A 12,518-nucleotide genomic window follows, 5' to 3' on the forward strand; every position below is an offset into this window, starting at 1 on the left:
CGGTGCCATTTTACCGGCAAATATCCGCTTGCAATCCACGGCGAATCATAAAAGGATATACGTAGTCCGAATGGATGACATTCAATCGGAATGCCGCGCGGAGCGTGCCGAACACAGGATGGGAGAGAGCGCGACCATGGAAGATAGTTGGGCCATACGGCAGATTGCCGCCGCAGAAACCCGGGATGACGTATTCACCATCGCCAGGGCCTTCTATCGCACGCACGGCTTCCACGCCTTGAGCTATCTCAAACCCTCGCGCGAGCATCCCGGGCAGGCCGATGTCATATCCTTCGGCTTTCCCGAGGAGTGGATCGCCAGGTATAATGACGGCCTCAACCTGCTCGACCCCTTCCCTTCGCTGATCGCCCGCGCCGGGCGGCCGGTGCGGCTCAGCCACATGGCGGCCGACAAATCGCTTACGCCCGATCAGCGGCATTTCGTCGAACAGGCGCGCGAACACGGGGTGACCGATGGCTATGCCTTCCCCACTTTCGGCCCGCATCAGCACCTGGCCGCCTTCGGCATCAACCAGATCGACCATCAGGACCGGGTCGAACATGCCGACATCCCCATCCTCCACGCCATCGCCCAGGCCGCCCATCTGCGGATCGACCAGCTCGAGGCGGGCCTGGTCGAACGGCCCCGGCTGGCGCCGCGCGAAGTGGTGATCCTGCACTGGATCGCGCAGGGCAAGAGCAATGAGGAAATCGCCCTCATCCTGGGCAGCAAGCGCCCGACCATCGCCACCCACATCAAGCGGATATTCTTCAAGCTCAACGTGTCCGACCGCGCCTCGGCGGCGGTCAAGGGCGTGAAATACGGCATTATCGACATCTGAGAACCGGGGCCTCCCCGGATCGGGCCGGGGTCACGATCGGCTTTATCGCTCCCACGGCCTGCTGCGGGGATTGCGGGACCCGGCCCGCACGCTCACCGGCGACGGCGGACGCGGCGCACCAGCAACTCACCCAGCAACGACGCCAGCGCGAAGGTGCCGAGCACGGCGAGAACAACGATTAGCCATTCGGGCATGATGGGACTCCGATGCACGAGGCGGGAGCAATGCCGAAGCTTCTCTCGGTCGCCGGAAAGCCTGAAAAGAGGCCGACGATGCGCGGGAGTCTAGCAGGTACACGGGCAGCGCGCGTTATCAATTGATGTAGTGTGTGGGGGTGCGGTGCGCGAACGGGCAACACTGCCCCTCGCCGCGAGGACCGGCCTGCGAGCACGGGCGCGGGACGCCCGGAATCACCACAATCCTATCCCGATCCCCCGCGCAGGCGGGTGTCTCAGTCGGACTAGCGCCGCGCGCGGTAGCAGGTCTGATGCGAAACCCCCGCCCGCCGCGCCGCCCCGCGCACAGAGCCGGTGACCGCGAGCGCCTCGAGAAACCCCACCTGCCGCTCGGCCACGAACTGCGTCCGCGGAGCGCGGTCGTCGTCCTCCGCGGCGAGGAGATCGGCGTGGAGGACGATGGGGTGGATGCTCATATCGCTCATGCCGCACCTCCTGCCGGTGAGGCTGGCGAAAGTATCCGAACCGCAGGCGAGGCAAGCGCGACCGCACGTCGGCCGGTTAGGCCGAAAGCCAAGGCGCGCAGATGCGCCTCGCCCGGCGCTTGAGGGTCAAAACAGAAAACGGCGTTCATGGTTCACCTCATGCGTTTGAGTGGACCCGTTTAGATATATTGGGATTGGGGTATGGGACAGTGCAGAGTCCGTTGCAAACTATTCGATTCAGAGATCGAACTGATGCTGCTTTTTTGCGCCTTCGCGGAAGAACTCTGGCAGACCAATCTTCCTGTCGATCTCAACTAAGTCGGATTCTTCTGCGAGACCAAAGACGAACTTTAAATCCTCTAATTCCTTGATTTTGGTGAATGTTTTCGAAGGGTTATGGAAAACCAGTCCCTTCTTTTGGTTGTTCGTAAGCCAAATCATATTCTGCACAGAACCGGGACTCTTTCCATCCCACAGAACAAGACCAAAATCCGCCAAACTCGCCATAAATTTATCTTTTTGGGCGTAAAAATCGCGACCGCGAGCTGTAGATGGCACCTCCACCCGCTTTTTAGGCCAATTACCAATATTGTTTCGTGGAGCTTCGCCAACATAGTAAATAATGACGTTCTCGTAGTCATTGTCAGCCAAGTATCGTTGCATAGCTTTGTCAGCGCCGTTCGCATCGCCTGTCACAACATTGAACTCACAAGACATGATGTTGTCCAATCGTCGCCGAACCGCATCTGGCAAACGGGAGACTTTCCTTGAGCCTGACAGAAAAACAGTCGTCACCGGTTGCTCCTGGTTTTTGTCATCGTGAACACCGACACTTTTGCAGGTTTCCCTTTTTCGCGCAGGTTTTTGGTCGCCACTTTCAACGTCGAACCAGACCGATAAAGATCATCGATAAGCAAGACCTTTTTGCCGTTGAATTGCTCTGGCTCAACGACACCGATCGCCTCGGCAAGCAACTCGTCACGCGCCACAGGATCAGTAACGCTCTTGAGCTCCTCTTTCCCGTCGTTGGACAAAGCGCCCAAAAGCACTTTGACGCCGCGCCTTTTCCCGATTGCGAGTGAAATAAGGTCAACAGGCTGATAAGGTCGATTCTTGTTTGTCGCAGGGATCGGTACGATGAAATCGAAATCCTCGATCCCACCAATATCATCAGTCAGCTTTGCGATTTTCTCAGCAGCTGACTTGTCTCCCCGGTATTTTAGCTGGAATACGAGTTCGCCCATCTCGCTTCGGACATTCTCAAACCGGTCATGACCGTGTTCGTCGACGCCCAAATGCGTGCTTGAAACCGTGTGCAGATCGAACGCTAGTCCGGAATCCCAATTCCCGTGAAGTTTGTGTGTCATTCTCTGCACCACCCAATTCCCCTACAATACGCTGACCTTCTTAAACTGTCCAATCTAGCTTGGCCCAAATCGAGGAAGGAGATGTGTATCAACTAACTGATTATTTAGGGAATGATATGTAATCCTGACTGTCGCCGCCGACTTTCCACAGGCAAAAGGGATCGGCGCTCCTACTCCGCTGCCTCCCGCTGCCGCTCCAGCATCGGCTTGAGGTACTGCCCCGTATAGCTCCCCTCGACCGCAGCAACCTCCTCCGGTGTGCCCTCCGCAACGACCTCCCCGCCCCGGACGCCGCCGCCCGGCCCCAGATCGAGGATGTGGTCGGCCCCCGGATCAAGTCCGGGGCAGGCTAACCTTTGATTACATTCACTCGGCAGCTTCTTTCGCCCTTTCCAGCATGGGTTGGAGATAGCGGCCCGTATAGCTCGCTGGAACAGCGGCGACCTCTTCCGGTGTGCCTTGGGCGACCACTTCGCCTCCTCTCACGCCTCCTCCCGGTCCGAGATCAAGAATGTAATCAGAGGTTTTTATCACATCCAGATTGTGCTCGATCACCACGACAGAGTTCCCCTGGTCCACCAGCCGGTGGAGGACTTCGAGGAGCTTGCGGACATCCTCGAAATGGAGGCCCGTGGTGGGCTCGTCGAGGATGTAGAGCGTCTGGCCGGTGCTGCGCTTCGACAGTTCCTTGGCCAGCTTCACGCGCTGCGCCTCGCCGCCCGATAGCGTGGTCGCCTGCTGACCGACCTTGACGTAGCCCAGCCCCACCTCGTTCAGCATATGCATCTTGTCGCGGATCGGGGGGACGGCCTTGAAGAAGCCTTCCGCATCCTCGATCGTCATGTCGAGCACGTCGGCGATGGAGTGGCCCTTGAACTTCACCTCCAGCGTTTCGCGGTTGTAGCGCTTGCCGCCGCATTCCTCGCAGGTCACGTAGACGTCGGGCAGGAAGTGCATCTCGATCTTGATCAGCCCGTCGCCCTGGCACGCCTCGCAGCGGCCGCCCTTGACGTTGAAGCTGAAGCGGCCCGGCTTGTAGCCGCGCGCCTGCGCTTCCGGCAGGCCGGCGAACCAGTCGCGGATCTGGGTGAAGGCGCCGGTATAGGTCGCCGGGTTGGAGCGCGGGGTGCGGCCGATGGGCGACTGGTCGATCTCGATCACCTTGTCGCAATATTCGAGGCCGGTGACCTTGTCGTGCGCGCCCGCGACCACGCGTGCCCCGTTGAGCGTGCGTGCGGCGGCGGCATAGAGCGTGTCGATGGTGAAGCTGGACTTGCCCGAACCCGATACGCCGGTGATGCAGGTGAAGGTGCCGAGCGGGATGGAGGCGGTGACGTTGTCGAGATTGTTCGCCCGCGCGCCGTGGACGGTGAGCTGGTGGCCATTGCCCTTGCGGCGCTTGGCCGGAACCTCGATCTGGCGGCGGCCGGTGAGATAGTCTGCGGTAAGCGATTTCTTCGCCTTGAGCACCTGTTTGAGCGTGCCTTGCGCCACCACCTCGCCCCCGTGGACGCCAGCGCCCGGGCCGAGATCGACCACATGGTCGGCGGCGCGGATCGCGTCCTCGTCATGCTCGACCACGATCACCGTATTGCCGAGATCGCGCAGCCGCTTGAGCGTTTCGAGCAGCCGGTCGTTGTCGCGCTGATGGAGGCCGATGCTGGGTTCGTCGAGCACGTAGAGCACGCCCGACAGGCCCGAGCCGATCTGACTGGCGAGGCGGATGCGCTGGCTCTCCCCGCCGGACAATGTGCCCGAAGTGCGGTCGAGGTTGAGATAGTCGAGCCCGACATTGTCGAGAAAGCCCAGCCGCTCGTTGATTTCCTTGAGGATGGCCTTGGCGATCTGCTGCTGCGTGTCGGTGAGCTTGTCGGGCAGCGCGAGGAACCACTCCTTCGCATCGGCAACGCTCATCTTGGTCGGCGTGGCGATGTCGGTGCCCGCGATTTTCACCGCGAGCGCCTTCTCGTTGAGGCGCTTGCCGTGGCAGGTCTCGCATGGCTGCGCGGTCTGGAATTTGGACAGCTCCTCGCGCATCCAGGCGCTTTCGGTCTGCAACAGGCGGCGGTTCAAGTTGCCGATCACGCCTTCGAACGGCTTCTTCACCGTATAGCTTTTGCGCCCGTCCTTGAAGGTCAGCGGTATGGCGCGGCCCTTCGTGCCGTAGAGGATGATCTCGCGAATTTCCTTGTCGAAATCCTCCCACGGGGTCTCGAGGCTGAACTCGTATTCCTTCGCAAGGCTGGCGAGCACCTGCATGTAATAGGGGCTCGGTGGGTTGCTTTTCGCCCAGGGCACCACCGCGCCCTTCTTCAAGGACAGCGCCTCGTTCGGCACGACCAGTTGCGGATCGAACAACTGCTTCTCGCCGATCCCGTCGCAAGTCGGGCAGGCGCCTTGGGGGCGTTGAAAGAGAACAGGCGCGGTTCGACTTCCTCGATGGTGAAGCCCGAGACCGGGCAGGAGAACTTCTCGGAAAAGACGATGCGATTGGCGGGCAATCCGGCGCCCTTCATTTTCTGAGTCCCTTCCCTTGAGGGAAGGGTTGGGGATGGGTGTTCGGCACCCGCGAGGTGGCACCCCCACCCCGGCCCTCCCCCGCGGGAGGGGAGGCATAACCTCGGTGACAGTCCCGTCAGCCAGATCGACATAAGCCAGCCCTTCGGCCAGTTTGAGCGCGGTTTCGAAACTGTCGGCCAGCCGCGTTTCGAGGCCCTCCTTCACCGCCAGCCGGTCGACCACCACCTCGATGTCGTGCTTGAACTTCTTGTCGAGCGCGGGCGCTTCCTCGATCGGGTACATCTCGCCGTCGATGCGCACGCGGGTGAACCCGGCCTTCTGCCACTCGGCCAGTTCCTTGCGGTATTCGCCCTTGCGTCCACGCACGACGGGGGCAAGCAGATAGAGCCGCGTGCCTTCGGGCAGCGCCATCACCCGGTCGACCATGTTGGAAACCGTCTGCGCCTGGATCGGCAGGCCGGTGGCGGGGCTGTAGGGCACGCCCACGCGCGCCCAGAGCAGGCGCATATAGTCGTAGATCTCGGTTACCGTCGCGACGGTCGAGCGCGGGTTGCGGCTGGTGGTCTTCTGCTCGATCGAGATCGCGGGGCTGAGCCCGTCGATATGCTCGACATCGGGCTTTTGCATCATTTCCAGGAATTGCCGCGCATAGGCGCTCAGGCTTTCGACATAGCGCCGCTGCCCTTCGGCATAGATCGTATCGAAGGCGAGGCTCGATTTGCCCGATCCCGACAGGCCGGTGATCACGATCAGCGCATCGCGCGGCAAGTCGATATCGACGCCCTTGAGGTTGTGCTCCCGCGCGCCGCGGACGGAAATTTTGGTGAGTGCCATGGGTGGCGTATGTTCCTGTTGTGTTCGACCAAGTCAAGAGCGGCCAGCTTCCGGAGCGCATAGCGACCATCGCGGTTCCAGCCATGCGAATGGCAGGATGCCGGATATAGGAAGCGCCGACGCAGTTCCAATCACTGCGGCAACCAGTGTGGCGCCGAGAAGCGCGAGCGGGCTATCTGCTGCGGATTGTCGAATAATCGCACCCATGGCATAGAAGCGATGCCGCTTCGACAAGAGTGGAAGCACCGGGTAGCCAATAAATGTAGCCCGTTCGACAGCACTGCGCCCCATTCGCCGGCGTGTCGCTTCCATGGGCCAGGCGATTGACTGTTCGAATACAGGTTTGCCGCCTGTTTCGGATCAATCGGTTCGACCCTACGCTTCGATCGAGCCGTCAACACATCTGAAGGGGGGAAGATGATGGAACAAACCAAACCGCAAGCGGGAGATGCCGCCCAGGCCCAAAGCGGCACGGGCGGGGGAAATGGCAAGAAACGCGACTGGCGCACGAGCGACATCCATTTGGGTGAGCGATGGGACATAGCCCGCTTTCATCCCAACGCCACGAAGGAGAATCCCGCGGCCGATGATGAAGACCTGTTCCTGTGGGACATTTATTTCGGTGCCAACTATCTGGAACGGGAAGAGCCCGCCCCCGTGGACGAGCAGGAGCTGGCCTTCAAAAGCAAGATCGAACAGACGCTGGGCGTGCTCAAGGCGATTTACCGCCCTGCCCCGGCGACCGAGAACGGGGAGAGCAGATGGGCTCGTTTCGGCAAAAAGCTACGCCGGATGATCATCGGCGCGCAGGCCGATCACCAGACCGATGCCTGGGAAAAAGAGTGCGAGGTCAGATTCAAGGAGGCCTTCGACCGGCTGTTCAGCCTGACAACGCTCGCTTTCACTGTGAAAAACGTCGATCTGCGGGCCGCCGACAGCGCCCTCGAAACGCTGCGGAATGAAACCTTGATGCGCGAAGGGAGCCGGATCAAGAACCACTACATGTTCAAGCTCGGCGCGCCTGCATTCGGCGCCGCGGTCATCTTTCTTCTGCTGTACCTGCTTTACGACAAATCCCCGGGCTTCTTCGCCACGCTGTGCGGTGCCTATGGCGATCGGCTCGACTGGATGTGCGCGAAACCCAGCGAAACGCGCGAATATGTCGCCCTGTTTCCTTCCGAAGTCTATCGGTTTCGCGCCATGTTCCTGTTGCTGGCGGGCTGCATGATCGGAACCTGGCTGTCATTCGCCGCGCGCAAGGTGACGCTGGCCTTCACCGATCTGGCCGAGCTGGAGGGAGATCGGCTTGCCCCGCGAATGCGCCTGCTTTTCACCGGTTCGCTGGCAGTGGTCTTCTCGCTTTTCTTTATCACCGGGGTGGTCGAATTCCGTTTCAGTTCGATGAGCACGGGCCAGGTCATGCAGAGCGGCACGATCGCCCTGCTGATCGGGTTGATCTTCGGCCTGTTGGAACAGAGCCTGCCCGCCGCGGTCATGGATCGGGCGCGCGGGGTGTTCGAAACGGGCAAGACGAAAACCGCGCCTTAGAAACGAGAACCATTCCCGACTCTCCCCCGTCCGGATCGGGGGAGCCGCACCGACAAGCACGGCCGACGAACTATCGAGACCGCGCACATGCCGTCGCTTGCCGATGGTTCTGTGTGGTTCACCGAGTTCATATGCCGCCGCCATCGCGGGCGTGTTAGCGCATGCCATCACTACAATTCAGGGGACTTTTCATGCCACGCATCCATTCGCTCGCCAGCACGGCGGCAGTCTCGGCGCTCGCGCTGGGCCTCGCGCTTTCCACACCGGCCTTCGCCGAAGAAACCACCGATGATGAAAACACCATTGTCGTCACCGGTTCGGCCAAGATCGGCGAATACGGCCTCGACCTTACCGCCCGAGATCTCACCGCCGATCCGGGCGACGATTTCGAACGCTACGCATCGGGGGCCTGGATCGACCGTACCGAGATTCCTGCGGATCGCCCCTCGGTCGGCTCGTTCTACAATCTGCGCGAGGACGTGACCGAGCAGGTCAATGGTCTCATCACCGAAGCGCCGGCGGGCACGCAATACGGCGCGCTTTACGCCAGTTTCATGAACGAGAAGGCGATCGAGAAGGTCGGCATCGCCCCGCTCAAGCGCGAACTGGCCGCGGTCGACGCGCTATCCGACAAGAGCGCATTCGCCCGCTACATGGGCGCGACTTACGCCAAATTCGGTGGCACGCTGTTCGGTGCGGCGCCCTATGCCGATCCCGACGATCCCACAATCAACGCGCTATGGATGTTCTCGGGCGGCCTCGGTCTTCCGGAAAAGGACTACTACTTCAATTCGAAGTTCGATGAGAAACGCATCGCCTATTACGAATATCTGGTGCGCACCTTCCGCAATATCGGCGAGGAGGACCCTCGCGGCGCGGCCAGCCGCGTGATGACGTTCGAAACCTATGTCGCCCAACTCAACTGGGACGTCGAGCAGACCCGCCAGATCGAGAAGATCAACAACCCGATGTCGAGCGACGAACTGGTCGCTTATGCGCCGGGTGTCGATTGGGCCGCATTCTTCGACGGGCACAACATCCCGCCGCAGGATCGCATCATCGTGACCGACAATACGGCGATAAAGGCAATCGCGGAACTCTTCGCCAGCACCGATCTGGAAACGCTCCAACTGTGGCAGAAGGCCCGTGTTACGCACCAGGCCTCGCCCTATCTCAACGCAAGGATGGTCGAGAGCCGGTTTCGCTACACCAGCGCCCTGAACGGTACGAGCGAGCAGCGCGCGCGCTGGAAACGCGCGGTCGACACGATCGATGGCTCGCTGGGCGAGCTTGTCGGCGAAGCCTATGTCGAGGAATACTTCCCCAAGATCGCGAAGACGCGGATGGACGAGCTGGTGAAGAACCTGAAGCTGGCCATGGGCGACCGCATCCGTGAAAACGACTGGATGACTCCGGAAACCAAGCAGGCCGCGCTCGAAAAGCTCGCGCGGATGGATGTGATGGTCGGTTATCCAGAGGAGTTCCGCGACTATTCGCAGTTGCCCATGTCGCCCGACGACCTGTTCGGCAATATGGTCCGCGCGACCCGGTTCAACGCGGATTACCAGATGAGCGATCTCGGCAAGCCGGTCGACCGCAGCAAATGGGCAATGAACCCCCAGACCGTGAATGCCTATAATGGCGGGCTGGAAAACAAGATGGTCTTCCCGGCCGGCATCCTCCAGCCGCCGTTCTTCGATGCCTGGGCCGACCCCGCGGTCAACTACGGCGCCATCGGGGTGGTGATCGGCCACGAAATCAGCCACGGCTTCGACGATCAGGGCCGCAAGATCGACGCCGATGGCGCCATCAAGGATTGGTGGACGGCCCAGGACGCGGAACGGTTCAACGCCGAAGCCAAGAAGTTCGGCGAACAATACGCCGCCTTCGAAGTCGTGCCCGGCAGCTTCATCAATCCGGACCTGACCATGGGCGAGAATATCGCCGATCTGGCCGGCGTATTGGTGGCTTACGATGCCTACAAAAAATCGCTGAATGGCGAAGAAGCGCCGGTGATCGACGGGCTGACCGGCGACCAGCGCTTCTTCCTCGCCTATGCGCAGGTGTGGCGGGCGAAGGCGCGCGAGGATTCGCTGCGCAATCAGGTCGCGACCGACCCGCACAGCCCGCCGCGCTATCGCACGATCGCGCCGCTGCGCAATGTCGATGCGTGGTACGAGGCATTCAACATCACGCCCGAGGACGAAATGTACATTGCGCCCGAGGATCGCGTGCGCATCTGGTGACCGATCGGGCGGCGCGCGGACCCTTGTCCGCGCGCCGCCACGAGGTTTTCCGTCCGCGCCTTTGCTGAGCCATGGCCGCAAGCGGGGCCAGCCGGAGACCCTTCCCGGACCGCCCTCGCAGGGTCTATCGCGTAGGCCGATTCCGTGTTGCACCCCATCGATTGACCGCCCGGACGTGGCTGCGCAGCGACGAATCGGGGACCAATGAGGCTTCGCGAACCGTTTCATAGGCAAGTCAGACACCACCGAGAGCGCATGAAATCGCATGCGCCCCGTCGCAGCGCCGGTGTCCCAACACGTTGATACTATGAAAGGTGCCTCTCCACATGGACAAGGACACCGCGCATTATTCGAACGAGACCGCCGGGAAACCGCCGTCTCCGGCACAACGCGCGCAGAACGACGCCAAGCTCAGGGCGATCCTCGACGATCTCAACCGTCCGCTCGACGATGTCGATTGGGCGCATACCACTTTGCGCGGCAAAAAGGGTGAAAAGCCCGAGAGCTTTCTGAAACGCCGTCGCCGCGAGCGCCAGCATCGCCGCGATCTGCGCCAGGCGCGCCGGGCGGCCGCGCGGGCCTTCGATGTTAGGCCCAAAATGTCCACCCGCAAACGGGCCACGCTGATGCTGGGTGCGGGCGCGCTGGGGCTGACTGCATTCACCGGCCCGCCCAAAGCGCGTAAGGCCATGGCCCCTTCCAGCGCCATCGAGATGGTTCACGATGCCCGGAGCGCACGCCAGCCCGCCCCGTTAATCAAGGCGAGCGATACGTTCAAACAGGCCCTGATCGAAGAAGAGGGCGTGCGATTCACCGTCTATCGCGATGTCGCGGGCTATCCGACCGTCGGCGTTGGCCATCTCGTCGAACCCGAAGACGGATTGAGAGTTGGCGACCGGATTAGCGAGCAACAGGTCTTGGAATTTCTCGAGGCCGACCTCGCCGAAGCCGAACAGGGGGTCCGCCAACTGGTCGGCGATCTGCCGCTCTACCAGCACGAGTTCGATGCCCTGCTCGATCTCGTTTACAATGTCGGTATCGGCAATGTGTCGCCGGAAAAGAGCCCCCGCCTCAATGCCGCCATCGATGCGGGCGATTACGAGCGTATCGCGGCCGAGCTCGATTACACCCATGCGGGCGGCAAATTCGCCAAGGGGCTGCAATATCGCAGCGAACGCCGTGCCAAGATATTCATGGACGCGTCTTACGACGATCCGCGCGAAACCGCCGGATGGAATTCCGCCTAGGATCCGGGCCTTGGCTTACCTTGCCTTTACAATCGGCATGGTAGTGCTTCCTTCGCAAGAGCAACAGGCGCAGGACCATGGCGGCGGCAGAGAACGACGAGTACGATGAGGATTGGCGCACGGAGCGTCTCCATCTTCTCGTCCATTCGACGGCCGAGACCGAGCGCCGGACCCTACCCGCCAATATTGCCGGAACCCTGTTGGTCATCGGGGCCGCCCAATCGCTACCCAATGCGACCGACTTCCATATTCCCATGCTGCTCCGCTTCGTGGCGTTGTTCGCGACGGCGCTGCTCTACCGAACGATCCGCCAAAGGCTGGACGCGAAGGCGAGCACGCTGGTCCCGATGCGCATGGCTTCGGGCGTCGCGGCTTTCGGCGGAGCGAGTTGGGCGAGCATAGTCCTTCCGATATTCCTCGATCCCTATCTGCATCCCGCATCCTATATCGTGACGGCGGGGGTATTCATCAGCGTGGCGCTGGTCATAACCAGCACTTCGGCGATCAAGCATATCGCGATCCCCTACACTATCGGCTTCGTCGCGACATTTCTCGGCGCACTGGTATTCATACCGCTGAACACCGCGATCTGGCTCGCGGGCGGCTTGGCCTTCATCATGAGCGGGATCGTCATCTTCAGTGTGGGAAGCGGCCGCCAACGACTGGAGACGGCGAACACCTGGGTTCACAACCGGCGACTCACCGAAGATCTCGAGGAAGCGCTGGCACGGGCGGAATTTCTCGCCATACGCGATCCGCTGACGGGATTGTACAACCGGCGGGCCTTGTTCGAGGACCGGATATACGAGAATGCGCCGGGCGACCGCTATCACGTGCTGATCGTCGATCTGGATCACTTCAAACAGGTCAACGACCGGTTCGGCCACGATACGGGCGACCGCGTTCTGATCGGCGTCGCAACCGCCATTCGCGATGTCCTTCGCAGCCTTCCCGGCGAAGGGCATCTCGCCGCGCGGCTGGGCGGCGAGGAGTTCGCAGTGTTTCTCGCCATCGCCGACGATACGAAAGCCGAAAACGCTGCCGAACGCCTGCGCGCGGTGTGTCATCGGGTTGCCGTCAGGTTCGGGCTCCCGCCCGGCGTCGGCACGGCATCGATCGGGATTTCCTCGATGCCGCGCGGAGAACATGTTAGCGAAGCCTTGCAGCGCGCCGACAATGCACTCTACGAAGCCAAGGAAAGTGGCCGCAATCGCGTCAAGCGGCAGGTCGCCTGAACTTTTCCAATACGCCGGT

9 protein-coding genes are annotated in these 12,518 nt (G+C 61.3%); 5 read left to right on the plus strand and 4 right to left on the minus strand.

Features of this window, described 5'->3' with window-relative positions; genetic code table 11:
- The first annotated feature begins 70 nt into the window (after positions 1-70).
- Complete coding sequence (locus DVR09_RS11590) at positions 71-841, plus strand: LuxR family transcriptional regulator (RefSeq protein WP_115417064.1); 771 nt, start codon at positions 71-73, stop codon at positions 839-841.
- Between the two features lie 460 nt (positions 842-1,301).
- Here the strand turns inward: DVR09_RS11590 and DVR09_RS11595 are convergent, their stop codons facing one another.
- From DVR09_RS11595 to uvrA, 4 genes are all read right to left on the minus strand, one after another.
- Entirely contained in the window at positions 1,302-1,502 is a 201-nt protein-coding gene (locus DVR09_RS11595; RefSeq protein ID WP_115417065.1) for a hypothetical protein, read from the minus strand.
- Positions 1,503-1,739: 237 nt separating this feature from the next.
- Entirely contained in the window at positions 1,740-2,297 is a 558-nt protein-coding gene (locus tag DVR09_RS11600; RefSeq protein ID WP_162814957.1) for a hypothetical protein, read from the minus strand.
- Positions 2,294-2,869: a ComF family protein gene (locus tag DVR09_RS11605; protein WP_115417067.1), complete on the minus strand. Its 576-nt coding sequence runs from the start codon at positions 2,867-2,869 to the stop codon at positions 2,294-2,296. The genes DVR09_RS11600 and DVR09_RS11605 overlap by 4 nt, the downstream gene beginning before the upstream one ends.
- A 366-nt stretch (positions 2,870-3,235) precedes the next feature.
- Positions 3,236-6,223: an excinuclease ABC subunit UvrA gene (uvrA, locus tag DVR09_RS11615; RefSeq protein ID WP_234041422.1), complete on the minus strand. Its 2,988-nt coding sequence runs from the start codon at positions 6,221-6,223 to the stop codon at positions 3,236-3,238.
- Positions 6,224-6,640: 417 nt separating this feature from the next.
- Between uvrA and DVR09_RS11620 the strand changes: the two genes are divergently transcribed.
- The 4 genes from DVR09_RS11620 to DVR09_RS11635 all read left to right on the plus strand — a co-directional run bounded on the left by DVR09_RS11620 (position 6,641) and on the right by DVR09_RS11635 (position 12,499).
- Complete coding sequence (locus tag DVR09_RS11620; protein WP_162814958.1) at positions 6,641-7,771, plus strand: hypothetical protein; 1,131 nt, start codon at positions 6,641-6,643, stop codon at positions 7,769-7,771.
- A 191-nt stretch (positions 7,772-7,962) separates the two neighbouring features.
- A complete protein-coding gene (locus tag DVR09_RS11625) occupies positions 7,963-10,017 on the plus strand; it encodes a M13 family metallopeptidase (protein WP_115417069.1) in 2,055 nt (684 codons plus the stop codon).
- 326 nt (positions 10,018-10,343) lie between these two features.
- Complete coding sequence (locus tag DVR09_RS11630; RefSeq protein ID WP_234041423.1) at positions 10,344-11,264, plus strand: lysozyme; 921 nt, start codon at positions 10,344-10,346, stop codon at positions 11,262-11,264.
- A gap of 77 nt (positions 11,265-11,341) precedes the next feature.
- A complete protein-coding gene (locus DVR09_RS11635; protein ID WP_115417070.1) occupies positions 11,342-12,499 on the plus strand; it encodes a GGDEF domain-containing protein in 1,158 nt (385 codons plus the stop codon).
- The last annotated feature ends 19 nt before the right edge of the window (positions 12,500-12,518 follow it).

It is taken from the genome of Erythrobacter aureus (genome assembly GCF_003355455.1).
Taxonomy (GTDB): Bacteria; Pseudomonadota; Alphaproteobacteria; order Sphingomonadales; family Sphingomonadaceae; genus Qipengyuania; species Qipengyuania aurea.

Excerpts from the sequence above, each read along its gene's own strand:
- DVR09_RS11605 (WP_115417067.1), bottom strand. The coding sequence starts at position 2,869 with ATGACACACAAACTTCACGGGAATTGGGATTCCGGACTAGCGTTCGAT.
- uvrA (WP_234041422.1), bottom strand. The coding sequence starts at position 6,223 with ATGGCACTCACCAAAATTTCCGTCCGCGGCGCGCGGGAGCACAACCTC.
- DVR09_RS11620 (WP_162814958.1), top strand. The coding sequence starts at position 6,641 with ATGATGGAACAAACCAAACCGCAAGCGGGAGATGCCGCCCAGGCCCAA.
- DVR09_RS11590 (WP_115417064.1), top strand. The coding sequence starts at position 71 with ATGGATGACATTCAATCGGAATGCCGCGCGGAGCGTGCCGAACACAGG.
- DVR09_RS11595 (WP_115417065.1), bottom strand. The coding sequence starts at position 1,502 with ATGAGCGATATGAGCATCCACCCCATCGTCCTCCACGCCGATCTCCTC.
- DVR09_RS11625 (WP_115417069.1), top strand. The coding sequence starts at position 7,963 with ATGCCACGCATCCATTCGCTCGCCAGCACGGCGGCAGTCTCGGCGCTC.
- DVR09_RS11630 (WP_234041423.1), top strand. The coding sequence starts at position 10,344 with ATGGACAAGGACACCGCGCATTATTCGAACGAGACCGCCGGGAAACCG.
- DVR09_RS11635 (WP_115417070.1), top strand. The coding sequence starts at position 11,342 with ATGGCGGCGGCAGAGAACGACGAGTACGATGAGGATTGGCGCACGGAG.